The following is a 24,936-nucleotide window of genomic DNA, read 5'->3' as shown; positions in this document are numbered from 1 at the left end:
GAGTTATAGGAATAAGAAACCGGTTAAAACCAAAGGCGCACACCGACCACCCAGCGCAGCTGGCTGATGTCTTCGCCTTCGTCGCGAGCGTACTGCGCCGTCCGCCCATAGCTGCGGTTCCAACTCACCCCCACGTAAGGCGCCAACTCCCGGCGCACCTCGTAGCGCAAGCGCAGGCCCAGCTCGCTTTCCGACAGGCCTGCGCCCACCCGGCGCTGCGGATCGTTCTGCGCATAAAAATTGAGTTCGGCCGTCGGCTGAAGGATCAGGCGGTTGGTCAGCAGGATGTCGTAGTCCCCTTCCAGACGTGCCGCGGTGTGGCCCGACTCACCCACAAACAGCGTCGCCTCGGCCTCGAAGTCGTAGAGCGCCATGCCCTGCAGGCCGAACGCCGCCCAGGTCTGGCTATCTGCGGGCTTGAAGTCCTGGCGCACGCCGCCAACCAGGTCCCACCAAGGGCTGATGGCGTGCCCCCACAACGCCTGGGCTTCGGCGCTGTCAGTGCGACCGGCGCTGCGCTCGCCTTCGCTGCGCAGCCACAGGCGGTCGATGTCACCACCGAGCCAACCCTTGATGTCCCAGTTCAGCGCACCACCGCCACCGCCGCCTTGCCATTCCAGCTGATTGACCAGCAGCATTGAGTTGATGCCGCTGTCATGCACCACATGCCCGCCCGGCGCGTTATACACAGCGGCGCGATCCGCGTCGGTGAGCAGCGGGATCGGCGTACGGCTTTCGCTCAACGCCGGAACCGCCGGGCTCATGCCTTGAAACTCCTCGGCCTGCGCCAGCGAGCCGAATGCCCACCCGGCCAGCGCGATACACACAGATAAAACCCGACGGTTCATGCTCGCTTCCTCATTCATGCACGCGCACTTCACGGAACATGCCCATTTCCATGTGGTACAGCAGGTGACAGTGATAGGCCCAACGCCCCAGGGCATCGGCGGTCACCCGGTAACTGCGGCGCGAGCCCGGCGGCATGTCGATGGTGTGCTTGCGAACCTGGAACTGGCCGTTTTCATCCTCAAGGTCGCTCCACAGGCCGTGCAGGTGAATCGGGTGGCTCATCATCGTGTCGTTGACCAGCACCAGCCGGACGCGCTCGCCATAGGTCAGTTGCAAGGGCTCGGCATCGGAGAACTTCACACCATTGAATGACCAGGCGAACTTCTCCATATGCCCGGTGAGGTGCAATTCAAGGGTGCGCGTGGGATCGCGGCCATCGGGATCGTCGAAGGTGCTGTGCAGGTCGGCATAGGTCAGCACTCGCCGACCGTTGTTGCGCAGGCCGATCCCCGGGTCGTCGAGCTTGGGCACCGGGCTCATCGCCTGCATGTCCACCAAAGGGTTGTTCTGCTCGCTGGCCGGGTGGCTCTGCATCGACATCGCGCCCATCGCGCTGTGATCCATGCCCGCCATATCCGGCATGTCCGCCATGGCGCCGTGATCCATCCCACCCATGCCCATGTCGTCCATGGTGAGCCAGGGGCGCGGCTCAAGTGCCGGTACGGGTGCCGTCGCCCCCGCCTGGCGGGCAAGCGTGCCACGGGCATAACCCGTGCGGTCCATGGACTGGGCAAACAGCGTGTAGGCCGTTGCCGTGGGCTCCACCAGCACATCGAAGGTTTCGGCGACCGCAATGCGGAACTCATCGACGCTGACCGGCTTGACCGGCTGGCCATCGGCGGCGATGACGGTCATCTTCAGCCCCGGGATGCGCACATCGAAATAGGTCATCGCCGAACCGTTGATAAAGCGCAGGCGAATTTTCTCCCCGGCCTCAAATACCCCGGTCCAGTTGAGGCCGGGGGGCTGGCCGTTGAGCAGGTAGGTGTAGGTCTGGCCGCTGACGTCCGCAAGGTCGGTAGGGTTCATCTTCATCTGCGCCCACATCAGCCGGTCGCTGACGGTGGCCGACCAGCCCTGCTTGCCCACATCCCGTACGAAATCGCCCGCGGTGGGCTTATGCCGGTTGTAGTAATCGGACTGCTTCTTGAGGGTCTTCATCAGGGCGACGGGATCTTCGTCGGTCCAGTCCGAGAGCATCACCACGTAGTCGCGCTGGCAGGTGAAGGGCTCGGGCTCCAACGGCTCGATGACCAGCGGGCCGTACACCCCCTGCTGCTCCTGGAACCCGGAATGGCTGTGGTACCAGTAAGTGCCGTGCTGTCTGACCTTGAACTGATAGACAAACACGCCACCCGGCTCGATGCCCTTGAAACTCAGGCCGGGCACGCCGTCCATGATCGACGGCAACACGATGCCGTGCCAGTGGATCGACGTCGGCTCGCTGAGGCGGTTGTGCACGCGCAGGGTCACGGTGTCGCCCTCACGCCAGCGCAGCAACGGGCCGGGCAGGCTGCCATTGATGGTCAACGCGGTGCGCTGTTGACCCGTGAGGTTGACCGGCGTCTGGTCGATAAACAGAGCGAATTCGCTGCCCGCCAGCACGGTGGGCTCGCCCGCACTTGTCAGCGCCCATACCGGCGTGCGCCATAGCCCGAGCCCGCCGAGCAGGCCGCCGGCGGCCAGGCCTTTGACGAAGGTTCGTCTGGAGGTAGTAGAGTGCATGCCGATTCAAGTCCGTCAGTTGAATGGCAGCAGATTAGGGGGCGCCGGCTGTCAGCAACCTTAGCGGCAGATTACCGATCCGACAGTTTCGGCGTGCCCGGCACCGCCTGGGGGCCGGGGCATGGAGGGGTCAGGCGATCTGCGCTTTGGAGGCCACTTCTGCAAAGGTCGCCGGGTCCAACGCATCGGCCTGCTCATCCAGCACCTGGCGCGGATGATCATTGCCCGGGATGGAGCTGTCGATCAGCGCCAACAGCTGCGCGCCCAGTGCGGTCAGAATGAAATTCTCTCCGTTACCGCCTTCTTCCTCAGGCCGCGACTCGATAAACCCACGCTTGAACAACAGCGCTTCATAGTCCGCGGCGGTCTTTTTCAGCGCATCCAGGTTACCGGTGGACTCGCCCGCCGTGGCCTTCTCGGCCGCTTCCTGCTCGGCGTATTTGCGCGGGGCAAAACTGCCCTCGCCGTTCTGCACTTCATGCAGCAGACGTTCGATCAGATCCCAGTTGTAAGTCGTCATCCTGATTCCTCCTGCAGGCCTAAGGAAAGTAGCCCGTCTGTAGGAGTGACCCTATGGGGCTGTGGCCGTTCATACCAACCGACGGGCGTCATTTCTCTGAACTTTCCAGACGTTCGCCCCCTCAACTGAGCATCACCGCCAAGGAGGTCCGACCATGAAAACCCTGATGAACCTGGCCATCGCCGCCACGTTGCTCACCGCCCTGCCCGCCTGGGCCTGCACCCCGGAAGAGGCCACGGCCAAGCGCGAGCAACTGGCCCAGGAAGTGGCCAAACTCACCGAGCAGAACCCGACCAAGGCCAAGGAGATGAACGACGAGCTGCAGAAGATGGACCTGGATACTGAAAGCGCGGAGTTTCCCGACAAGTGCCAGTTGATCGACGCCCGCCTCAAGGAATTGAAAGAAGCGGCGGCCAAAGCGAAAAACTGAGGCCATAAAAAAACCGGACAACGTCCGGTTTTTCACATCCCTCACGCCTTACTCGGCAGCGGGTGCTTCTGGCTTGCGACGCTTGAGCGGCGCCATGCCATCCTTGCTGACCAGCGACAGGTTGTCGGTCTTCGGCCGGTTGGCGATCTTGCGCTTGGTCGGCGACTTGGCACCGGCCTTTTTCTTCTCGCCCTTGGCGTCGGTCTTTTTCTTCTTCACGCCAACGGCCTTGCCCGATGCCTTGACCTTCTTCGGCCCGGTGTAGGTGCCTTTGACTTCCTTGATGGTGCGGCGCTCGAACGACTGCTTGAGGTAGCGCTCGATGCTTGACATCAGGTTCCAGTCGCCGTGGCAGATCAGCGAGATCGCCAGGCCATCGTTGCCAGCACGCCCGGTACGGCCGATACGGTGCACGTATTCGTCGCCGCTGCGGGGCATGTCGAAGTTGATGACCATGTCCAGGCCGTCCACGTCCAGGCCGCGCGCGGCGACGTCGGTGGCGACCAGGATCTTCACGCCGCCGGCCTTGAGACGGTCGATCGCCAGTTTGCGGTCCTTTTGGTCTTTCTCGCCGTGCAGCACGAACGCCTTGTAGTCCTGGGCTACCAGGCGGCCGTAGATGCGGTCGGCGGCAGCGCGGGTGTTGGTGAACACGATGGCCTTCTGATAGGTCTCGTTGGCCAGCAACCAGTTGAGGATCTGTTCCTTGTGCACGTTGTGGTCAGCGGTGACGATCTGCTGGCGCGTGGTGGCGTTCAGGTCGCTGACGTTGTTGACCTGCAGGTGCTCAGGGTTGTTCAGGACCTTGGCGACCATCTCGCGCAGGGTCGAACCACCGGTGGTGGCGGAGAACAGCATGGTCTGCTGGCGATTCACGCATTCAGCCACCAGGCGCTGCACGTCATCGGCAAAGCCCATGTCGAGCATGCGGTCGGCTTCGTCGAGCACCAGCACCTCGACTTCCTTGAGGTCAAGGTTGCCGGCGTTGAGTTGCTCGATCATGCGCCCAGGCGTGCCGATCAGGATGTCCGGCACCTTGCGCAGCATGGCGGCCTGGACCTTGAAGTCTTCGCCACCGGTGATCAGGCCGGACTTGATGAAGGTGAACTGCGAGAAGCGCTCCACCTCCTTCAAGGTCTGCTGGGCCAGCTCGCGGGTCGGCAGCAGGATCAGGGTCTTGATGCTGACGCGGACTTTGGCCGGGCCGATCAGGCGGTTAAGAATCGGCAGCACGAAAGCGGCGGTCTTGCCACTCCCGGTTTGAGCCGTCACCCGCAGGTCACGCCCTTCTAGCGCGAGCGGGATGGCCGCTGCCTGCACAGGCGTAGGCTCGACAAATTTAAGCTCGGCCACGGCTTTGAGCAGGCGTTCGTGCAGGGCGAATTGGGAAAACACGGGTGCTACCTCGAAGAAATACAAAAAATCAGCTGCATAGGGTACCGGTTTCGGGCGTCCAAACCGAGTGTCTTTACGCGAACGGCGCTAATCAGTTGCTTTTTTGTCAGAGCATTTGTCCACGGCATCAACTTTGTTGCACTTAAATGCTCTAATCGCGCCGTCTTGTCTTACAGAAGAATCGGTTTCATCCATGGATATCAAACAGCTCTGGCTCAACGTCCAAGACCTCTGGGGCACCCTCGACGAACACCCGCTGCTGCATGCCAGCCTCGGTTGCCTGGTGTTGCTGGTGGTGGCCCTGCTGCTCGGACGGGTGGCGCGTTACCTCATCCTCCACGCCGTCAAATTGCTCGGCCGGCAACCGGCGCTGCACTGGCTCAACGACCTGCGGCACAACAAAGTCTTCCACCGCCTGGCGCAGATGACGCCGTCGCTGGTGATCCAGTTCGGCCTGTACCTGGTGCCGGACCTGAGCAAGACCGCCATCCTGTTTATCGGCAATGTGGCCCTGGCCCTGACCATCCTGTTCCTGATGCTGGCCATGAGCGCCCTGCTCAACGCCCTGCTGGACATCTATGCGCGCACCGAACACGCGCGTACCCGCTCGATCAAGGGCTACGTGCAGTTGGCGAAGATGGTGCTGTACGTGTTTGGCGCGATCATCATCGTCGCGACCCTGATTGACCGTTCGCCACTGTTGCTGCTGTCGGGCCTGGGTGCGATGTCGGCGGTGATCCTGTTGGTCTACAAGGACACGCTGTTGTCATTCGTCGCCAGCGTGCAATTGACCAGCAACGACATGCTGCGCGTCGGCGACTGGATCGAAATGCCCCAGGTCGGCGCCGATGGCGATGTGGTGGACATCACCCTGCACACGGTCAAGGTGCAGAACTTCGACAAGACCATCGTCTCCATCCCGACCTGGCGCCTGATGTCGGAATCGTTCAAGAACTGGCGCGGCATGCAGGCCTCGGGTGGGCGACGCATCAAGCGCAGCCTGTTTATTGATGCCAGCGGCGTGCGCTTTTTGCGTGACGATGAAGAAGTGCGCATGACCCAGGTGCACCTGCTCACCGACTACATCGGGCGCAAGCAGGCCGAACTCAAGGCCTGGAACGAAGCCCAGGGCCACAGCGCGCAACTGTCGGCGAACCGCCGGCGCATGACCAACCTCGGCACCTTCCGCGCGTATGCCCTGGCCTACCTCAAAAGCCATCCGGACATCCAGCCGAACATGACCTGCATGGTGCGCCAGATGCAAACCACCGCCGAGGGCGTGCCGCTGGAGATCTACTGCTTTACCCGCACCACCGTGTGGGCCGATTACGAGCGGATCCAGGGGGATATTTTCGACTACCTGCTGGCCGTGTTGCCGGAGTTCGGATTGAACCTGTACCAGCAACCCAGCGGCACCGACTTGCGCACCGGGATACTGGCCCTGGCAGGCACTGCCCGAACCTTGGAAACCCCGGCGTAGTGACAACGATATCGACGAGGGGCTGGTAAGCGCCTCGTCGCTATATAGGACGATGGGCGCAACCGTATTCATCTAAACACGACCGATAAAAGCCAGCGTCTATGTATAGCCGCTGCTGCCGATTATTCAACGGGCCCACTCCATAAAGAAAATTTCTCCTACGCCTTTAGTGAATTTCACTACTTGCGCGCACTATTTCTAATCTGTTTTAAAAAAAATCCACGCCTTAGCATCTGGCCATCAAACAACGCCAGCAAAAGGCCCCCCTCATGTTATGGACAACTCAGCTTTCCGATAATGCAGCAGACTTTGTATTAAGTTCGAATGCCGAAGCATTGACCCACTATTGTGGTGCTGGCGCCTTTGCTCAACCCCACGATTTTTATACCCAAAACCCCTACCAGCGCCCTTCGCGGCCGCAGGACGTAACCGATTCAATCATCACCACCTGCCTGACCAGCGACCAGCTTTCAAACAGCCAGCATCTATTGGCACAGCGGTTGTTATTGAATATCTACGAACAAGACCTGGTCTTCTTGCCCAAGCCGCCATTGGAACTGGACTTCAAGGCGTTCAAGCGTTTCTATGATCCGCAGCACGCGGCCAGTGGCAAAAAGATCCGCCCGTTGCTGGAACACTACTTGTACAACTGGCTCAAGGAAGAAGTACATATCAATGGCCCTTGGTGCCTGGACTCTTTTATCGCCCACACCGATAAAGTATTGGATGACGTCGCCCGATCCGAGTCCAAACTCCATGAAGTGCTGACCACCAGCCGCCATCCCGAGCGAGCCGCCAGGTTTTTCATGACGCAATGTGCGGGAGACTTCCTCAGTGAAGCATCGGCCATGGCCCGCAACGTACTGGGCAACAGCGGTGTGTACACCAGCGAATTGTTCAAGATCCTGATCGACGAGTATGGCTACGGCGTCGACAAAAAGAAGCACAGCACCATTTTTGAAGACATGCTCCAGGACATGGGCATGTCCCATCACGTGCACCACTACTGGCAGTTCTATACGCCGGCGTCGCTGTCGCTCACCAACTACTTCCACTACGTATCGGCCAACCATGGCGAGCTTTTCCGCTATATCGGCGCCATGTACTACACCGAAGCTACATTGGCGCTGACCACCAAGCACCAGTCACGCGCGATCAAGACCATCTTCAACGGCAGCGTCTCCACGGGCTATTTCGATGAGCATGCCCACATCGATGTGCACCACGGAAGAATGGCCCTCCAGCGCCTGATCATTCCCATGATCAAGCAGTTCGGCCCCCAGATCATCCCCGACCTTATTCGCGGCTTTGAAGAGTTCAGGCTGCTTCAGGACATCGCCGACGAAGAGTTGTATGCCCATATCAACTGGCATGACGCGTTCGATGAGCATCGCGCACAGGCAGCGGCGCTCCAGGGCCACAAACCCGTGGACCTGAGGATTACCGAGACCGAACACGAGCTGTCGGTGCTGCATACCCACCCGAATGACGAACTGTTTTGGGTCGAATCAGGCGAGCTGGAGTTCGTCGCCAGCCCCGAACTGACGGTGCGCCTCAAGGCCGGCGAAGGCGTGGTAATTCCCAAGGGAATGCTGCACGGCACCCGCATCACCAGCCCGTCCTGCACGTACACCGTCACCGCCATCTGAGTAGGCAACCCAATGAAAGCCATCAGCCTGAATATCACCCACGCCAACTATGTGGCCGTGGGGGAAAGAACCTACTTTCTCAAGCGTCATGCGTATTCGACGCAATTGCTGCCCACCGCATGCCCCCATCGTGGCGGCCCGCTGCATATGGGCGAAGTGACAGGCGACGGCCAAAGCGTGATCTGTCCCTGGCACGACAACGCCTACAAGGTCTGCAACCTGGAAAAAAAAGCACTGCCCACGGTGCGCGTCAGGAACCAGATCAGCACCGTCGTCGGCGACACCGAGCGCTGTGTGCCGCTGCTTAAAATCTCCCGCTACAACTGATGAAGCCCATGAATACTAAATCGACATTGACCGCGTTCTATTCAATCGTGACCCTGTTCACCGGCCTCGACATGGCGATTGTCATCGCGATGGTCTGGTTCGGCCTGGAGACCACCGGTTCAACATTCCTGGTCGGCGCCACCTTGTGCGTGGCGACCGTGGTGCCCTATTTGTGCGAACAGTACATCGGCAAGTTCTTTACCATTGAGCTCAGCCTGAAACGACTGCTGTACATTCGCCTGGCGGCCTTCGCCGCAGTACTGGGGCTGTCGTTTACCCAGGCCGCCTTGCTGCCGATCGGCTTCCTGGCCATCGCGTTCGTGGTGGGCGTCACCGACTACTTCACCATCAGCACCCTGGAATCGAAAAATACCAAGCTGGTGCTGGCCGGCCTCACCGACAGCGATACCTGCGCGCGGTTGATGCAAACCTCCATCCAGATCGGTGCTTTCGGCGGTGCGCTGCTGGGAGGGTTGATCGTGGATGTGTTCTCGGTCAACCAGACGCTGCAGATCATCAGCCTGGCGGCGATCCTCTCGCTCGCGGCCATTCTCCTGGTGGCCGACAACCCCAACGAACATACCGCCGAACAGGCCACTGGGGCCTCCAATGCACCACCGCTGGACCTGCCGCGCAACCTCTACATTCTGATCATCGTGTTGAGCATGATCGGCTTCCATATCGGCGCGTTCAACAGCCTGGTGCCCATCGTTTTTCAAAAGCTCAATGAGTGGAATGCCACCCTGTTTGGCGTCGCCAGTGGCCTGGCCGGCCTGGGCGCCTTCAGCGCCGCGGTATTGCCGCGCATCAAGCTCAACAGCTACGGAGCCATCTCGCTGGTGATACTGGCGGACGTGGCAATCGTCTACTTCCAGAACCTCTACGTGATGATGGCCGCGGCCTTCCTGCTGGGTTTTTGCATCAACAGCCTACGGATCCAGTTGCGTAAAACCCTGATCGAGTCGGCGCCCAACGCCCGGGTAGCCGATGTGATCGCGGCCAAGAGTTCGCTCTACTACCTGCTGGTCAGTGGCTCGGCACCGATGATCCTGACGTTCTTCACCACCTCGGGATTTCTCGGACTCGAAGGCGCCCGCCTGTTGATGATCGTCTCCGCCGGCCTGTTGGCCACCGCCGTACTGGCGTGGAACCTGACCCCGGCCGCCGCGCCCACCGCCACCACGGAATAAGGAATGCACGACGTGAAAACCGTACTGATCGTTGACCCGTTCTCCACGGGCAAACTCTACGCGCCCTTGCTCAACGCACAGGGCATACGGTGCATCGCCGTGATCTCCACACGCGCCTTGCCTGAACACTTCACCAACGACCTGATCACAGAGAACTTCCATGAGGTGTATGCCTGGGAAGAGAGCCTGTTGATTACCCTGGAAGCCTTGTCACCGAGCGCCGTGATCGCCGGTTGCGAAACCGCGATCTACCTCACGGACTACCTGACGGAGCTGCTCGACATCCCGGGCAATAGCCGTATCACCAGCGACCTGCGACGCAACAAGTTCTCCATGCAGCAGGCGCTGAAAAAATACCAGTTGGCCCACATCGATTCGCACTTGCTGAGCTCACCGAGCCGCATCGGCGAAGTGCTGGCCAAACTCGACGAGGCGGCCACCTATGTGGTCAAGCCGCTGAACTCGGCCGCCACCGAAGGCGTGGTGTTTGCCCAAGGCAAGCGCGAAGTGGAGACCGCCTTGAAAAACGCGGCCTGGCAGCAGAAAAACGACCTGGGCGAAGTCAACCTCGGTTTTATCGTGCAGTCGTTCATAGCGGGACCGGAGTACGTGGTGGATATGGTCGCCTTTGACGGCACCTACGTCGTTGCCAGCGTCTGCAAGTACACCAAGATCCAGAAGAACGGCAGCATGTTTGTCTACGAAAGCCTCGACACCCTCGACCCGCGGGCTGAAGAACTGCAACCGCTGACCGATTACGCGCGCCAGGCGGCAGCGGCCCTGGGCGTGCGGGTCGGGCCGATTCATATGGAAATCATCTGGTCAGAGGCCGGGCCGGTGATGATCGAGGCCGGCGGTCGCTTGCACGGCGGCATCGCGCCCCTGCTGTTCCAGCAGGTGTATCACCCCGACTTGCTGTCACTGTCGATCGACAGCTACCTCGGCCACCCACGCCCCGAGGCCGATGCGGTGAGCCAGATCAGCCATGGCCGGATCGGTTTCTTCTGTTCCGATGAACGCCATGCCTTCGCTCCTCCCTCACCCCAGGCCATACAAAGCGCCCAGGCGGACGAGGCCTATTGCGGGCACCGTTATTTCCTCAGCGCCGGCGATACCACGCCGGTCACGATCGACTTCGCCACCTGTCCAGGGCTGTTCTGGCTGCAAAGCCCTTCGGCGCAGCAACTGGACACCAGTACCGCCAACCTGCGAAAAAAACTGTGGGGCTAAGGTTATGAAAAGTCGTTTGATCATCAGAAAGTCAGCCTGTGAGCTGGGCATCAATAATGCGTGCGCCGCCGTGATCGAAGACATCACCGTGTCGGATGACCAGAGCTTCGTCGGGGTACTGCAAAGTAACCTGAACCACGTGGCCTCGCGCCTTAACGAGCTGGACTCGAACGTCGTGTACGAGGGGTTTGCCAAACAGCTCAAGAAACTCGGCTACGAAAATACCGTGAGTGCCAACGAAAAGCTGCTGCGCCGCTTCATCGCCAAAGGCGTGTACCCCATCAACAACATCGTCGACGCCTATAACGCGGTCGCGATCCGACATGGGGTCAGCATCGGCGTGCACACCTATCATCAGAAGGATGACATCTACGTGATGCGGTCGGAAAAGCCGAGGGTGCTACGCCCCCTGTTCGCCAAGAAGGCCATCACGATTCCCGTCGGCGATATCGTCTATACCTGCGGTGATGTGCCGTTGGCGAGCATCGGCAAGGTGGATGCCGATGCCCATGACTTCCGGCTGACAAAAGACTCGTCGAGGTTGTTGGTGGTGATCCTGGGGCATGACGACACATCGTTCCAATTCAACCAGGCGGTCATCGAAGAACTCGTGGACACCCTGCGTCAGAAAATGCCGAACCTGAGCCATCATTTTCTTGAAACCGTGCGCGATCACGCCTGAAGCCAGCACATGAAGGGCTGGCCGGCGCCTAGCGCCAGGCCTTCAGCACCGGGTTGACCACCACTTCCTTCACATGCTCGATCTTCAGCAGGCTGTCCTTGAAGACCATCAGCTCTTCAAAGCTCCTGTACCGAACGTCGAGCATCATGTCCACGTCGCCAAACAGGGAATAGGCATGCACCACCTGGCTGAACTGCTGGATCTTCGGAAACACCAGATGGCAGTTGCTGCCATTGAGCGTAAGCATCAAGAACGCCGCTTGCAGGGTCTCATCGCCCTCGGCGACGTTGATGGTGAAGCCCAGGATGATGCCTTTTTCAATCAGCTTTTGAACGCGCGACTCCACTGCGGTTCGAGACTTGTGAACTTGCCGCGCCAATTGCGCCAGGCTGACTCGGGAGTCATCCTTCAAGGCTGCAATGATCAGTTCATCAATCTTGTCCACTCTGCCGCCCCCACACCGTTCTTTTCGATAGCAGACTTTCATTGCCGCTCACGCTCGCCTTCGACCGATCACGTCGCAGACTGTACGCCAGGCGCGGGCTTTACGCCCAATCGACTTATCCACACCGCCCCCAGGATCACCAGGCCACCCAAGGCCAGGCGACCCAGCGGCTCGTGCTGGTTCCAGATCAGCAGGTTCAGCAACAATCCTACCGGCACATGCAGGTTGTTCATCACCGCCAGGGTTCCGCCATGCACCAGGCAGGCGCCTTTGTTCCACCAATAAATGCCAAGGGCAGTGCTGACCAGCCCGAGGAACAGCAAGACACCCCATTGCAGCGGCGCTTGCGGCAGGAAATCGGCCTTGCCGAACAACAGGAACGCCGGCAACACCACCAGCAACGCACCGAGGTAGAAATAACCGAAACGCCGGTAGTGCGGCAGGTCACTCGGGTAGCGTGCCACCAGGTGCTTGTACATCACTTGCCCGGCGGCGTAGGTGAAGTTAGCCAGTTGCAGCAGCAGGAAGCCCATCAGGAAGTGCGGGGTGATCTGGTCGAAGCGAATCACCGCCGCCCCCGCCACTGCCACCAGGGCAGCAACCAGTGCCCACGGGTTGAAGCGCCGGTTGAGTGCATCCTCGATCAAGGTCACGTGTAACGGCGTGAGAATGGTGAACAGCAGCACCTCCGGCACCGTGAGCACACGAAAGCTCAGGTACAGGCACACATAGGTCACGCCAAACTGCAGCGCGCCGATCACCAGCAGGCCGCGCATAAAGGCAGGTTCGACCGAGCGCCAGCGGGTCAGCGGGATAAATACCAGCCCGGCCAGCACGACACGCACCAGCACCGCGAAGTAGCTGTCGACATGACCGGCGAGGTATTCGCCGATCAAGCTGAAGGAAAATGCCTGAATCAGGGTGACAACCAGTAGATAGCCCATGTGCGCCTCGCATCGAATGGGCGGGACATTAAAGGTTTTCGGCGATTGAAGAAACTCGGGGCAAAAAAAACCCGACCTCGCTAAAGCGGCAGTCGGGCAGGAGCACTCAGGAGCAACAAGTGCAAAGGGAGGTTCGTACGCGTACTTGAAGGGTTGGCGTGGAGCGATATAAACACCGCGCGATTATCTGACGATTAAAGGATCAACCACCTCATGCCACGAGCTGTACCAGCTGGGCCTTGGCGTGGTTGATGCCCTTTTCCTGGAAGTCCCCGCTCAGGTTCACCCCTTCGGCGTGAATGAAAGTGACATCGTGGATGCCGATAAAGGCCATGACCTGGCGCAGGTACGGTTCCTGGTGATCGGAACTGGCGCCGGTGTGGATGCCACCCCGCGCGGTCAACACAATGGCACGCTTGCCGGTCAACAAACCTTGCGGCCCGGTGGGGGTGTACTTGAAGGTCACACCCGCCCGCAACACGTGATCCAGCCAGGCCTTGAGGGTGCTGGGGATGGCGAAGTTGTACATCGGTGCGGCCATCACCAGCACGTCGGCGGCCAGCAGTTCGTCGGTCAACTCGTTGGAGCGGTCGAGGGAAGCCTGTTCGTTACCGTTGCGCTGATCCGCCGGTTTCATCCAGCCGCCGAGCAGGTTGGCGTCCAGGTGCGGAACCGGGTTGAGCGCCACGTCACGTACCGTGATCCGGTCCATCGGGTGGGCGGCCTGCCATTGGCTGATGAACTGCTGGGTCAGTTGGCGGGAGATCGAATCCTGCTGGCGGGCGCTGCTTTCGATGATCAGAATATTGGACATGGCTTCGTAGGCTCCATCTGTAATTGCTGTAAGTCGATGGAGTGGAGATTAGACAGAGCCAATTCGATAAAAAAGCGCAAAAAACTGCTATAACCCATCTATAAATTTGTTTATAAGCGGAGTATCCCGATGGGCATGCTCCGCTGCTGTGTTATTTCGGCGCGCAGGCCAACGCGATACGCATCTTGATAATGGCGCGGTTGAACTTGACCGTGGTGTTGGTGCTTTTCCCCGCCGGCACCGTAACCGTGCGACGACGCGGCGATTCCGGGCCGTTGGTGAACGTTACCGAACACACGGCGTCCTGGGTGCCGTAGTTATTCAGCTGGATCGAGCTGATATCGCCGTCCACGTCGGAGGCGGTGTAATCGATGCTCACGCCGTCGATCTTTTTCGTCACGTCGATGGGGTAGGCAAACGCGCTCATCGGCAGCAGCGTCAGCAACACACAACAGAATTTTCTCATTCGGCAGTCTCCAATAGGGACCGCCAGCTTAGGACAAGAGGAACACATCTTGAAAGCGCCCCGCGTTACCCTCGATCAATGGCGCACGCTGCAAGCCGTCGTCGACCACGGCGGCTTCGCCCAGGCAGCGGAAGCGCTGCACCGTTCGCAGTCCTCGGTGAGCTACACCGTGGCCCGTATGCAAGACCAACTCGGCGTGCCGCTGCTGCGCATCGACGGGCGCAAGGCGGTACTCACCGACGCCGGTGAAGTGCTGCTGCGCCGCTCCCGGCAACTGGTGAAAAACGCCAGCCAGCTGGAAGACCTCGCCCACCATATGGAACAGGGCTGGGAAGCCGAAGTGCGGCTGGTCGTCGATGCGGCCTACCCCAACGCGCGCCTGGTACGTGCACTCACCGCGTTCATGCCGCAGAGCCGTGGTTGCCGGGTGCGTTTGCGTGAAGAGGTGCTGTCCGGCGTCGAAGAGCTGTTGATGGAAGGCGTGGCCGACCTGGCGATTTGCGGCTTCAGCATCCCCGGCTACCTGGGCGCCGAAATGAGCGACGTGGAATTCGTCGCCGTGGCCCACCCCGAGCACGCCTTGCACCGCATGAACCGCGAGTTGAACTTCCAGGACCTGGAAAGCCAGATGCAGGTGGTGATCCGCGACTCCGGCCGCCAGCAACCCCGGGATGTAGGCTGGCTCGGCGCCGAACAACGCTGGACCGTCGGCAGCCTGGCCACCGCCGCCGCCTTTGTCGGCAGCGGCCTGGGCTTTGCCTGGCTGCCACGGCACATGATCGAGCGTGAACTCGCCGAAGGCGTGCTCAAGCAGCTACCCTTGGAACAGGGCGGCAGCCGCCACCCCACGTTCTACCTGTATTCAAACAAGGACAAACCCTTGGGGCCGGCGACGCAGATCCTCGTGGAGCTGTTGCGCACCTTTGACACCGCCCCCCTGGACGCGCCTTTCGCCGCCCCCCAGCAAGCCTGAAACGGAGTTCATGCATGGCCTGGTTCGACCATGAAGGCTGCAGCCTGCACTATGAGGAGTACGGCCACGGCACGCCGCTGATCCTGATCCACGGCCTGGGCTCCAGCAGCCAGGATTGGGAACTGCAGGTGCCAGCGCTGGCCCGCCACTACCGCCTGATCGTGGTGGATGTGCGCGGTCATGGGCGCTCCGACAAGCCTCGGGAGCGCTATAGCATCGAAGGGTTCACCTACGACCTGGTCGCCCTGATCGAGCACCTGGACCTGCCGCCCGCCCATGTGGTGGGTTTGTCCATGGGCGGCATGATCGCGTTCCAGCTGGCGGTGGACGAACCCGGCCGGGTCAAGAGCCTGTGCATCGTCAACAGCGCGCCCCAGGTCAAGGTACGCAGTGCCCAGGAGTACTGGTGGTGGGCCAGGCGCTGGACGCTCGCCCGTGTGCTCAGCCTCGCCACCATCGGCAAGGCACTCGGCGACCGGCTGTTCCCAAAACCGGCACAGGCCGACCTGCGCCGCAAGATGGCCGAACGCTGGGCAAAAAACGACAAACGTGCTTATCTCGCCAGCTTCGATGCGATTGTGGGCTGGGGCGTACAGGAACGACTTTCGAGGATTACCTGTCCAACCCTGGTCATCAGCGCCGACCACGACTACACCCCCGTGGCCCAGAAAGAAAACTATGTAAAACTGCTGCCCGATGCGCGACTGGTGGTGATCGAGGATTCCCGCCATGCCACGCCCTTGGACCAACCCGAAGTCTTTAATACCACCCTGCTCGATTTTCTAGAGACAGTCGAAACCACTACCCAGGATCACTGACCCATGCTGAAAAAAATCGCCTTTTTTGCCGGTTCCGTTCTGTTCGCTGCCAACCTGATGGCCGCCGAGCCTTCCAAGGCGCCACACGTATTGATCTCCACCACCAACGGCGACATTGAAATCGAACTGGACCCGGTCAAGGCGCCGATCAGTACCAAGAATTTCCTCGCCTATGTCGACAAAGGCTTCTACACCAACACGATCTTCCACCGCGTGATCCCGGGCTTCATGGTCCAGGGTGGCGGGTTCACCCAGCAGATGTCGCAAAAGCCGACCGAAGCGCCGATCAAGAACGAAGCCAGCAATGGCCTGCATAACGTGCGTGGCACGCTGTCGATGGCCCGCACCTCGAACCCGGATTCGGCCACCAGCCAGTTCTTCATCAACGTGGCTGACAACGCCTTCCTCGACCCGGGTCGCGATGCCGGTTATGCGGTGTTCGCCAAAGTGGTCAAGGGCATGGATGTGGTCGACATCATCGTCAACTCCCAGACCACCACCAAGCAAGGCATGCAGAACGTGCCAATCGATCCTGTCCTGATCAAGTCGGCCAAGCGCATCGACTGAAGTCTGCAGGAAACTCCGCGCACGGCCCACAAGGCCGCGCGCGCATTTGAAAGGAGAGCCCGCCAGGCGGGCGTCAACCCTAATGCTCTATCGTCGTTTTGAACAACTGATCGATATTTTCCGCGACGCTCCCAGCGCCGCCCCTCCCGACAAAGTCCTGCCCTTCTACCTCTACTACCTGCGCCAGGTGTGGCCCTGTTTTGCCGCACTGCTGGTGGTGGGCCTGGTCGGTGCGCTGATCGAAGTCGCGCTGTTCAGCTACCTGAGCCGTATCATCGACCTGGCCCAGGGCACACCGCCCGCCGACTTCTTCCAGATCCACAGCACCGAGCTGATCTGGATGGCCGTGGTCGCCCTGCTGCTGCGCCCGATTTTCAATGGCCTGCACGACTTGCTGGTGCACCAGACCATCAACCCCGGCATGACCAGCCTGATCCGCTGGCAGAACCACAGCTATGTGCTCAAGCAGAGCCTGAATTTCTTCCAGAACGATTTCGCCGGGCGCATTGCCCAGCGCATCATGCAAACCGGCAACTCCTTGCGTGACTCTGCGGTGGCAACAGCGGAAGCCATCTGGCACGTGTCGATCTACGCCATCACCTCCCTGGTGCTGTTTGCCGAGGCCGACTGGCGACTGATGATTCCGTTGATCACCTGGATCATTTGTTACTGCCTGGCATTGCGTTACTTCGTACCGCGGGTGAAAGAGCGTTCGGTGATTTCTTCCGAAGCCCGTTCCAAACTCATGGGGCGCATCGTCGACGGCTACACCAACATCACCACCTTGAAGCTGTTCGCCCATACCCAGAATGAGCAGGAATACGCCAAGGAAGCGATCATTGAGCAAACCGAAAAAACCCAGCTGGCGGCACGCGTGCTCACCAGCATGGATGCGGTCATCACCGTCCTCAACGGCCTGCTGATCGTCACCACCACCGGCCTGGCCCTGTGGTTGTGGACCCAGTCGCTGATTTCCGTGGGCGCCATCGCCCTGGCCACTGGCCTGGTGATTCGCATCGTCAACATGTCCGGCTGGATCATGTGGGTGGTCAACGGCATTTTCGAAAATATCGGCATCGTGCAGGACGGCCTCAAGACCATTGCCCAACCCCTGGCCGTGGTCGACCGCGACAACGCCCCGCGCCTGACAGTGCCCCATGGCGAAGTACGCTTCGAGCAGGTGGATTTCCACTACGGCAAGCAGAGCGGGATCATTGGCGGCTTGAACCTGAACATCCAGGCCGGTGAAAAGATCGGCCTGATCGGCCCGTCCGGCGCGGGCAAGTCGACCCTGGTCAACCTGCTGCTGCGCCTCTACGACCTGCAAGGCGGGCGGATCCTGATCGACGGCCAGAACATCGCCGAAGTGGCCCAGGAAACCCTGCGCGAACAGATCGGCATGATCACCCAGGACACCTCGCTGCTGCACCGCTCGATCCGCGACAACCTGCTGTACGGCAAGCCGGACGCCACCGACGAACAACTCTGGGCCGCCGTGCACAAGGCGCGTGCCGACGAGTTCATCCCGCTGCTGTCGGACTCGGAAGGCCGTACCGGGCTGGATGCCCACGTCGGCGAACGCGGGGTGAAACTCTCCGGTGGGCAGCGTCAACGTATCGCTATCGCCCGTGTACTGCTCAAGGATGCGCCGATCCTGATCATGGACGAAGCCACCTCGGCGCTGGACTCGGAAGTGGAGGCGGCGATCCAGGAAAGCCTGGAGACCCTGATGCAAGGCAAGACGGTGATTGCGATTGCGCACCGGTTGTCGACCATCGCGCGGATGGACCGCCTGGTGGTGCTGGAGAAAGGCCAGATTGCCGAGACGGGCAGCCATGCCGAACTGCTGGCCCATGGCGGTTTGTATGCACGCTTGTGGCAGCACCAGACCGGAGGGTTTGTCGGCATCGACTGAAGCAAATGTGGGAGGGGGCTTGCTCCCGATATCGGTGGGCCAGTCACCACATTTTGCGACTGACACTCCGCTATCGGCAGCAAGCCCCCTCCCACATTTGGTGGCCTGGATTTGTGTAAAAACCGTGCTGTACTCAGTGCAGTGCCCAGACGGGCGCTGAAGTAAATCTGCAGGGAGCATCACTGATTTACTGATTGGGTAGAGCGATCTATCAAGGACGTGCTGCATGTCTTTGTTCAAGCGTTCAGTCACAGAGGGGTTGGGAACGTTTTGGCTGGTGTTGGGTGGTTGCGGGAGTGCGGTGTTGGCCGCCGCGTTTCCCGCAGTCGGGATCGGATTGCTGGGCGTGGCCCTGGCGTTCGGGCTCACGGTGCTGACCATGGCGGTGGCCATCGGGCATATCAGCGGTTGTCACCTCAACCCGGCGGTATCGGTGGGGCTGGTAGTGGGCGGGAGGTTTCCGGCCAGGGAGTTACCGGCGTACATCGTGGCCCAAGTCGTCGGCGGGGTGGTCGCCGCCGCATTGTTGTACTTCATCGCCAGCGGCAGGCCGGGCTTTGAACTGGCCGGTGGGCTGGCCTCCAACGGCTATGGCGAGCATTCGCCGGGCGGCTATTCAATGGCAGCGGGGTTTGTCTGCGAGCTGGTGATGACAGCCATGTTCGTGCTGATCATCCTCGGCGCCACCGACCACCGTGCCCCGAAGGGCCTCGCGCCCATCGCCATTGGCCTGGCCCTCACCTTGATCCACCTGATCTCCATCCCCGTGACCAACACCTCGGTCAACCCGGCCCGCAGTACCGGCCCGGCATTGATCGTGGGCGGGTGGGCGATCCAGCAGTTGTGGATGTTCTGGCTCGCGCCGATCCTCGGTGCGGTGGTGGGCGGTGTGGTCTATCGATGGCTGGGCAAGGAGGAGCCGGTCTGAGACAAAGGGTCAGCCCTGCCGGTAGAGCAGGGCTGATTTCAATGGGCAGATACTCAACCCTGATGAGCCTGCATATATTGGCGCAACAATTGATTGATGCGCGTCTGGTAGCCCGTACCCTGACCTTTAAACCACTCCAAAACGTCGGCGTCCAGTCGAATAGTAACGGCTTGCTTTATTGGAACGCGTAATTCTGCACGTCGGAAAAATTCCGCGTCCAACTCAGGAATATCGCTGGTATCAACTTCTTCATCATTCATCTTGGCCAGGCGCTCCCAATCAGTTTTCGATGTTTGCGTCATAATATTTGGCCTCCTTCTTGGTTGCTTTTCGGGCGGAAATGATACGGATCACATCACCATGCCGCTCGGTGTATACGACTACACCCATTAACAATTTGATCCAGCCAATACTGATCCAACGCTCTTCGCCATAATCCGCTCGATCATCGCGCAAGGCCAGCATTGGATGCCGAAAGATATCCGGAACGTCGTTGAAATCGATGCCGTGCTTGGAAATATTGACTTTGTTCTTGGACTCATTCCACTCAAAATGCATGGCACATCCTGTATGTACTTTTGTACATACAGGATATCGACTCCATTACGTCCTGCCAGCATTGCCAGACCAATGGTTCAGCCCTGCCGGTAAGGCAGCGCCGCCCTCGCCTCTTCGGCATACGCCACAATCCCCACCCGCTCGCGCTCGAGGAAATCCTCCACGGCATTCTTCAACCCGGGGTGGCGCAGGTAGTGCCACGACCGGGTGATCACCGGCTCGAACCCGCGAATCAATTTGTGCTCGCCCTGGGCGCCGGCGTCGAAGCGTTGCAGGCCATGAGCGATGGCGTAGTCCATGCCCTGGTAGAAGCAGGTTTCAAAATGCAGCCGGTCAAACTCCGCCAGGCAACCCCAGTAGCGGCCGTAGAAGCTGTCGCCACCGATCAGGCTGAAGGCCATGGCCACCGGTCGCGTGCCTTGCCTGGCCAGCACCACACGGATCGCCTCGGGCATGCGCTCGGCCAGCAGGCTGAAAAACGCGCGGGTCAAGTACGGTGCCTGGCGGCGTACTGCGTAGGTATTGGCGTAGCAGGCGTAGACAAAATCCCACTGCGCCTCGTTCAGCTCGTGGCCTTGCAACCATTCGAAGTCGATGCCCTGCCCCGCCACTTGTTCGCGCTCCTTGCGCATCTGTTTGCGTTTGCGGGAACTGAGGGCGTCGAGGAAATCCTGGAAGTCACGGTAGCCGCGATTCTGCCAGTGAAACTGACAACCCAGGCGCTGCAACCAACCCGGTTGTTGGGCTAACGCCTCATCGGCCAAGCCGTCGGTGAAGTTGATATGGGCACTGGAGAGCCCTTCGATTTCCAGGTAGCCCGGCAGGCTCTTCAGCAGTTCGAAACCATCGTCGACGCTGGCCGCCAACAAGCGGGGGCCGCTGACCGGGCTGAATGGTACGGCCGTCAGCAGCTTGGGGTAGTAATCAATGCCCGCACGCTCGCAGGCATCGGCCCAACCATGGTCGAACACGTACTCGCCGTAGGAATGCCATTTGCGATAACTGGGCAATGCCGCCACCAGTCGGTCGCCTTCCCAATGTAACAAATGCTCCGGTTGCCAGCCCGCTTGAGGGCCCAGGCTGGCACTGTCTTCCAGCGCGCTGAGGAAGGCGTGCCGCACAAAAGGCTGGGCGTCCGGCACCAGTGCGTCCCAGGCCTGCGGGGCGATTTCGGACAGGCTGTCCAGGCGTTGCAGCGGCATTGGCATCCTCACTACGTCATGGCATGAAAACCTCGCGAGTATCGCTTATCGCAGGTCCGGGCACACCCCCGAATCGCCCGACAAGGCTCTAAATCAATAGTTCCATTCTTAAATAATTTGTCATCTACATGACATCACTTCGCCACTGCTCCGTCATAAACGATCGTGATACTGACGCCTGTTTTTAGAGCGCCTGGTTCTATCAGGTGGTTACTTTTCCGTCCGTCATCGGTCGGTTGTGTCCTGGATGGTTTGCCATCCCTCCTCACTTTCGGAGATTGATATGCGTCTTGCTTCCACTAAAACTGCAGCGGCCCTGTGCGGGGGCCTGTTACTGGCCCTGAGCGTTCCGGCCAGCGCTGCAGTCGACGCTAAATTGCTCGACATGCTCAAGGCCAACGGCCAAATCACCGCTTCGCAGTACACCGAACTGCAAAACGAGTTGGCCAAAGACCAGAAAGAACAGCAGATCGCACGGCAAGCTCAACAAGAGACCAACGAACAGATCGCGGCCACCGCGAAGAAAACCAACGAGCTGAGCAGCTTCGACCAGAAACTGGCCTGGGCCGCCAAGACTCAGTTCAAGGGTGATGTGCGCATGCGCCACGAGACCATCAAGGTCGAAGGCGAAAATGGCGTTACCCGCGCCGGCGTCACCGGCCGTGACAAGGACCGCGAACGGATCCGCGCACGCCTCGGCGCCTACACCGAAATCAACCCGCAGGTGGACACCGGTATTCGTATCGCCACCGGCGGCGGCAGCGATGCGCGCTCCACCAACCAGGACCTGGACGGCTACTTCGATAAAAAATCGATCTGGCTGGACCTCGGCTATATCGACTACCACCCTGACCAGATCAAAAACCTGCACATCATTGGCGGCAAAATGCTGCAGCCCTGGGTCAACATGGGCGATGTGATCTGGGATAGCGACATCAACCCGGAAGGCCTGGCACTCACCTACAAGTACCCACTGGGCGGCAGCGCCGAGCTGTTCGGCAGCCTGGGTAACTACAACCTCAAGGACAATGTGGACGGTGACGGCGTGCAGTACCGCCATGACCTGCGCCTGACCACCGGCCAGTTGGGGACCCGCTTCTCGGTGACCGACAACCTGAAAATGACCCTGGGCGGCAGCGTCTACGCCTACCAGAACGATGAAGACAGCCGCGCCTCAGGCACCAGTACCCCGAACGTGCTGGCCACCAACGGCAACACCCCCAACGGCGAGTTCCGCCTGTATGAAGGCTTCGGTCAAGTCGATATCGGCGGCCTGGCGGTGCCTCTGTCGTTCTACGGTCAGTACGTGAAAAACAACGACGCAATCGACGATGCGGACACGGCCTGGTTGCTGGGTGCCAAGTCCAAGGTGTTCGGTTTCAACCTGGACTACAACTATCGCGACGTGCAGAAAAACGCCGTGGTGGGGGCCTTCACCGATTCGGACTTCGGCGGCGGCTTCACCGGTTCCCGTGGTCACAAGTTCAAAGTCGGCTATGACATCGACAAGAACTTCGCCGTCGGCGCGACCTACTTCCTGACCAAGACCGACACCTACAGCCGCACGCTGGTGGACGGTAGCGCCAAAGCCAACACCTTCCAGCTGGATGCAGAAGCCAAGTTCTAAAGATAAGTGTTCAAGACCTCGGGCCAGGACGGCCCGAGGTGGCTGTACCAGACTTGCGTGGGTGGATCGGTCCCCATCATCCGTCCGATCGCCCCACGCGAGCCTGCTTATTCCCCGCCTTTCTGATCCTTGAGCCGCTCGGCAGCCAGCCGCTGCGCCAAGGCATCCACATCCTTCACCGGTTCCTGCGGCAGCATCCGCAACGTCGCCTGCAGCAGGCGCATCTGGCGGATAAACCGTCGGCAGTTGGGGCAGAACATCAAGTGATGACGCACCAGCAGACGTTCGCGAAAGGTCAATTGCCCATCGAGATAGTCACTGGAACGTGCCACTTGTTCTTTACAGGTCAACATTCGCCCGTTTCCTCAAAATGCTCCACCGTGGCGAAGACTTTAAGCCGTGCTCGATGCAGCAGCACGCGGACATTGGAGAGTGAGAGCGTCAGAAGATTACAGATCTCCTCCAGCTCCAACCCCTGGCGTTCACGCAGCACCAGCACGCTGCTTTGCAGTTCGGACAAACTCAGCAACGTGTGCTCCAGGCACTTGCGCAGTTCATCCTCGGTCAGCAAGGCTTCCGGGGTGTCCTGGTGCCAGGCATACGGGGCGACGGCCCAGTGGCCATCATCGGGGGAGAATCGATCATCGCCGATGGTGCCGTGGGGCGAAGGCAAATCGTCGAGCAACACTTCCCGGCGATTCTGCTTATAGCGCCCCTTGGCAGCGTTGGCGGTAATGGTCAGCAGCCAGGTCTTGAGGCTGGAACGCCCTTCGAATTTGGCCAGGTTGCGCACCACCGACAGCCAGGCGTCCTGCACCACTTCGTCGGCATGCCGCTGGCCGGCGATGGCATACGCCACCGCCCGCATTGCGCTTTGGTACGTGGTGACCAATTCCTTGTAGGCCCGTTGCTCGCCCTTGAGCAGTCGTTCAAGCAGGTGCGCGTCGTCCGCTGCTGCCATTCAAGACCTCGATTGTCTTAACGCTTGCGCAGGATCACGCTACCGATCGAATAGCCTGCGCCAAACGAACTGAGTACCGCGACGGCGCCCTTGGGCAGATCGTCCTGGTAGGTGTGGAATGCAATCACCGAACCCGCCGAGCTGGTGTTGGCGTAAGTATCGAGGATCACCGGTGCTTCTTCCACCGTGGCTTCGCGGCCCAGCAGTTTCTTCACAATCAGGTGGTTCATGCTCAGGTTGGCCTGGTGCAGCCAGAAGCGCTTCACATCGGCCACGTTCAACTGGTTCTCGGCCAGGTGCACGCCGATCAGTTCGGCGACCATCGGGCACACGTCGCGGAAGACTTTGCGGCCTTCCTGCACGAACAGCTTGTCGGGCGCACCGATGCCCTCTTCCGCCGCGCGGTTGAGGAAACCGAAGTTGTTGCGGATGTTATTGGAGAACTTGGTCAGCAGCTTGGTGCTCACCACGTCGAACTGATGCGCGGAGGTCGCCAGGTCGGCGCGCTCGAGGACGACGGCCGTGGCGGCGTCGCCGAAGATAAAGTGACTGTCGCGGTCGCGGAAGTTCAAGTGGCCGGTGCAGACTTCCGGGTTGACCATCAGGATCGCCCGGGCCTGGCCCAGCTGGATGCTGTTGGCGGCGTTCTGGATACCGAAGGTCGCCGAGGAACACGCCACGTTCATGTCGAAACCGAAGCCTGCGATGCCAAGGGCTTCCTGGACTTCGATGGCGATGGCCGGGTAGGCACGTTGCAGGTTGGAACAGGCGACGATCACACCATCGATGTCGGCGGCGGTCTTGCCGGCGCGCTGCAGGGCCTGCTCGGCGGCACCGATGGCCATCTGGCAAAGCACGGACCACTCGTCATTGCTGCGCTCGGGCAGGCGCGGCGCCATGCGCTGCGGGTCAAGAATGCCCTCCTTGTCCATCACAAAGCGGCTCTTGATGCCCGAGGCTTTTTCGATGAACGCAGCGCTCGACTCCGTCAGCGCCTGGACTTCACCGCGCTCGATGGCAGCGGCGTTGTCCGAGTTGAACTGGTGCACGTAAGCATTGAAAGACTGCACCAGTTCTTCGTTGCTGATGCTGTTGGCAGGGGTGTAAAGGCCAGTGCCGCTGATGACGACGTTATGCACGATCGTTCCTCTAAATCTGTCAGGCAGATGATATTGGTACCGACGTACCAAACCGTAAGTAGTTCTATTCCGCCCAGCGGACATCAAACTGGCATCGCTTTA

Annotated in this window: 27 protein-coding genes; 13 read left to right on the top strand and 14 right to left on the bottom strand. The window is 60.2% G+C overall.

Features of this window, described 5'->3' with window-relative positions:
• Positions 1 to 23: 23 nt before the first annotated feature.
• The 3 genes from V3W40_RS10240 to V3W40_RS10230 all read right to left on the bottom strand — a co-directional run bounded on the left by V3W40_RS10240 (position 24) and on the right by V3W40_RS10230 (position 3,094).
• On the bottom strand, positions 24 to 848 hold the full coding sequence (locus tag V3W40_RS10240; RefSeq protein WP_330214975.1) for a copper resistance protein B: 825 nt from the start codon (positions 846 to 848) through the stop codon (positions 24 to 26).
• A gap of 10 nt (positions 849 to 858) precedes the next feature.
• Positions 859 to 2,574, bottom strand: a complete 1,716-nt coding sequence (locus V3W40_RS10235; protein ID WP_330214974.1) for a copper resistance system multicopper oxidase — start codon at positions 2,572 to 2,574, stop codon at positions 859 to 861.
• Between the two features lie 130 nt (positions 2,575 to 2,704).
• Entirely contained in the window at positions 2,705 to 3,094 is a 390-nt protein-coding gene (locus tag V3W40_RS10230) for a hypothetical protein (protein WP_017134854.1), read from the bottom strand.
• Positions 3,095 to 3,248: 154 nt separating this feature from the next.
• Here V3W40_RS10230 and V3W40_RS10225 point away from each other — a divergent pair, with 154 nt between their 5' ends.
• Positions 3,249 to 3,524, top strand: a complete 276-nt coding sequence (locus V3W40_RS10225) for a hypothetical protein (protein ID WP_065940618.1) — start codon at positions 3,249 to 3,251, stop codon at positions 3,522 to 3,524.
• A 48-nt stretch (positions 3,525 to 3,572) separates the two neighbouring features.
• On the opposite strand, the gene V3W40_RS10220 is transcribed toward V3W40_RS10225, so the two are convergent.
• On the bottom strand, positions 3,573 to 4,919 hold the full coding sequence (locus V3W40_RS10220; protein WP_027603770.1) for a DEAD/DEAH box helicase: 1,347 nt from the start codon (positions 4,917 to 4,919) through the stop codon (positions 3,573 to 3,575).
• A gap of 193 nt (positions 4,920 to 5,112) precedes the next feature.
• Between V3W40_RS10220 and V3W40_RS10215 the strand changes: the two genes are divergently transcribed.
• The 6 genes from V3W40_RS10215 (at position 5,113) to V3W40_RS10190 (ending at position 11,477) form a co-directional block, all read left to right on the top strand.
• Positions 5,113 to 6,399: a mechanosensitive ion channel family protein gene (locus tag V3W40_RS10215; RefSeq protein ID WP_330214973.1), complete on the top strand. Its 1,287-nt coding sequence runs from the start codon at positions 5,113 to 5,115 to the stop codon at positions 6,397 to 6,399.
• 269 nt (positions 6,400 to 6,668) lie between these two features.
• Positions 6,669 to 8,048: an iron-containing redox enzyme family protein gene (locus V3W40_RS10210; RefSeq protein ID WP_242001066.1), complete on the top strand. Its 1,380-nt coding sequence runs from the start codon at positions 6,669 to 6,671 to the stop codon at positions 8,046 to 8,048.
• 12 nt (positions 8,049 to 8,060) lie between these two features.
• On the top strand, positions 8,061 to 8,375 hold the full coding sequence (locus tag V3W40_RS10205; protein WP_065924709.1) for a Rieske 2Fe-2S domain-containing protein: 315 nt from the start codon (positions 8,061 to 8,063) through the stop codon (positions 8,373 to 8,375).
• 8 nt (positions 8,376 to 8,383) lie between these two features.
• Positions 8,384 to 9,565: an MFS transporter gene (locus V3W40_RS10200; protein WP_330214972.1), complete on the top strand. Its 1,182-nt coding sequence runs from the start codon at positions 8,384 to 8,386 to the stop codon at positions 9,563 to 9,565.
• Positions 9,566 to 9,568: 3 nt separating this feature from the next.
• Positions 9,569 to 10,795: an ATP-grasp domain-containing protein gene (locus V3W40_RS10195; RefSeq protein WP_330214971.1), complete on the top strand. Its 1,227-nt coding sequence runs from the start codon at positions 9,569 to 9,571 to the stop codon at positions 10,793 to 10,795.
• Between the two features lie 4 nt (positions 10,796 to 10,799).
• Entirely contained in the window at positions 10,800 to 11,477 is a 678-nt protein-coding gene (locus V3W40_RS10190) for a phenylalanine--tRNA ligase beta subunit-related protein (RefSeq protein WP_027603764.1), read from the top strand.
• A gap of 28 nt (positions 11,478 to 11,505) precedes the next feature.
• Here the strand turns inward: V3W40_RS10190 and V3W40_RS10185 are convergent, their stop codons facing one another.
• From V3W40_RS10185 to V3W40_RS10170, 4 genes are all read right to left on the bottom strand, one after another.
• Positions 11,506 to 11,922: an Lrp/AsnC family transcriptional regulator gene (locus tag V3W40_RS10185; RefSeq protein WP_027603763.1), complete on the bottom strand. Its 417-nt coding sequence runs from the start codon at positions 11,920 to 11,922 to the stop codon at positions 11,506 to 11,508.
• Between the two features lie 68 nt (positions 11,923 to 11,990).
• Positions 11,991 to 12,866 carry a carboxylate/amino acid/amine transporter gene (locus tag V3W40_RS10180; protein ID WP_027603762.1) on the bottom strand — a complete coding sequence of 292 codons (876 nt, stop codon included), beginning with the start codon at positions 12,864 to 12,866 and terminating at the stop codon, positions 11,991 to 11,993.
• A gap of 211 nt (positions 12,867 to 13,077) precedes the next feature.
• A complete protein-coding gene (locus V3W40_RS10175; protein WP_330214970.1) occupies positions 13,078 to 13,680 on the bottom strand; it encodes an FMN-dependent NADH-azoreductase in 603 nt (200 codons plus the stop codon).
• A gap of 151 nt (positions 13,681 to 13,831) precedes the next feature.
• Entirely contained in the window at positions 13,832 to 14,146 is a 315-nt protein-coding gene (locus V3W40_RS10170) for a hypothetical protein (protein ID WP_027603760.1), read from the bottom strand.
• Positions 14,147 to 14,195: 49 nt separating this feature from the next.
• Between V3W40_RS10170 and V3W40_RS10165 the strand changes: the two genes are divergently transcribed.
• From V3W40_RS10165 to aqpZ, 5 genes are all read left to right on the top strand, one after another.
• Entirely contained in the window at positions 14,196 to 15,119 is a 924-nt protein-coding gene (locus V3W40_RS10165) for a LysR family transcriptional regulator (RefSeq protein WP_330214969.1), read from the top strand.
• 14 nt (positions 15,120 to 15,133) lie between these two features.
• On the top strand, positions 15,134 to 15,937 hold the full coding sequence (locus tag V3W40_RS10160; RefSeq protein WP_065924715.1) for an alpha/beta fold hydrolase: 804 nt from the start codon (positions 15,134 to 15,136) through the stop codon (positions 15,935 to 15,937).
• 3 nt (positions 15,938 to 15,940) lie between these two features.
• Positions 15,941 to 16,504, top strand: a complete 564-nt coding sequence (locus V3W40_RS10155; protein WP_027603757.1) for a peptidylprolyl isomerase — start codon at positions 15,941 to 15,943, stop codon at positions 16,502 to 16,504.
• Between the two features lie 82 nt (positions 16,505 to 16,586).
• Complete coding sequence (locus V3W40_RS10150; RefSeq protein ID WP_074847437.1) at positions 16,587 to 18,419, top strand: ABC transporter ATP-binding protein; 1,833 nt, start codon at positions 16,587 to 16,589, stop codon at positions 18,417 to 18,419.
• A gap of 226 nt (positions 18,420 to 18,645) precedes the next feature.
• Positions 18,646 to 19,347, top strand: a complete 702-nt coding sequence (aqpZ, locus tag V3W40_RS10145; protein WP_065924717.1) for an aquaporin Z — start codon at positions 18,646 to 18,648, stop codon at positions 19,345 to 19,347.
• Between the two features lie 53 nt (positions 19,348 to 19,400).
• Here the strand turns inward: aqpZ and V3W40_RS10140 are convergent, their stop codons facing one another.
• The 3 genes from V3W40_RS10140 to V3W40_RS10130 all read right to left on the bottom strand — a co-directional run bounded on the left by V3W40_RS10140 (position 19,401) and on the right by V3W40_RS10130 (position 21,107).
• The gene (locus V3W40_RS10140; RefSeq protein ID WP_065946863.1) at positions 19,401 to 19,649 is read right to left on the bottom strand and encodes a BrnA antitoxin family protein; all 249 of its coding nucleotides are present in this window, start codon (positions 19,647 to 19,649) and stop codon (positions 19,401 to 19,403) included.
• A complete protein-coding gene (locus tag V3W40_RS10135; RefSeq protein WP_330214968.1) occupies positions 19,627 to 19,905 on the bottom strand; it encodes a BrnT family toxin in 279 nt (92 codons plus the stop codon). The genes V3W40_RS10140 and V3W40_RS10135 overlap by 23 nt, the downstream gene beginning before the upstream one ends.
• Positions 19,906 to 19,982: 77 nt before the next feature.
• Complete coding sequence (locus tag V3W40_RS10130; protein WP_065946865.1) at positions 19,983 to 21,107, bottom strand: GNAT family N-acetyltransferase; 1,125 nt, start codon at positions 21,105 to 21,107, stop codon at positions 19,983 to 19,985.
• 283 nt (positions 21,108 to 21,390) lie between these two features.
• Between V3W40_RS10130 and V3W40_RS10125 the strand changes: the two genes are divergently transcribed.
• Positions 21,391 to 22,734 carry a putative porin gene (locus V3W40_RS10125; protein ID WP_027603753.1) on the top strand — a complete coding sequence of 448 codons (1,344 nt, stop codon included), beginning with the start codon at positions 21,391 to 21,393 and terminating at the stop codon, positions 22,732 to 22,734.
• Positions 22,735 to 22,841: 107 nt separating this feature from the next.
• On the opposite strand, the gene V3W40_RS10120 is transcribed toward V3W40_RS10125, so the two are convergent.
• Genes V3W40_RS10120 through V3W40_RS10110 form a run of 3 tightly spaced genes read right to left on the bottom strand, consistent with a single transcriptional unit; the run spans position 22,842 to position 24,834 of the window.
• Positions 22,842 to 23,087, bottom strand: coding sequence for an anti-sigma factor family protein (locus V3W40_RS10120; RefSeq protein WP_027603752.1), 246 nt, complete (start codon positions 23,085 to 23,087; stop codon positions 22,842 to 22,844).
• Positions 23,081 to 23,695 (bottom strand): RNA polymerase sigma factor, encoded by a 615-nt coding sequence (locus V3W40_RS10115; RefSeq protein WP_027603751.1) that lies wholly within the window; start codon positions 23,693 to 23,695, stop codon positions 23,081 to 23,083. The genes V3W40_RS10120 and V3W40_RS10115 overlap by 7 nt, the downstream gene beginning before the upstream one ends.
• Before the next feature lie 17 nt (positions 23,696 to 23,712).
• Complete coding sequence (locus V3W40_RS10110) at positions 23,713 to 24,834, bottom strand: beta-ketoacyl-ACP synthase III (RefSeq protein ID WP_137212098.1); 1,122 nt, start codon at positions 24,832 to 24,834, stop codon at positions 23,713 to 23,715.
• Positions 24,835 to 24,936 lie beyond the last annotated feature (102 nt).

This window comes from Pseudomonas sp. AM8 (assembly GCF_036346475.1).
GTDB classification, from domain to species: Bacteria; Pseudomonadota; Gammaproteobacteria; order Pseudomonadales; family Pseudomonadaceae; genus Aquipseudomonas; species Aquipseudomonas marginalis.
This window is presented reverse-complemented; position numbering and strand designations above follow the sequence as displayed.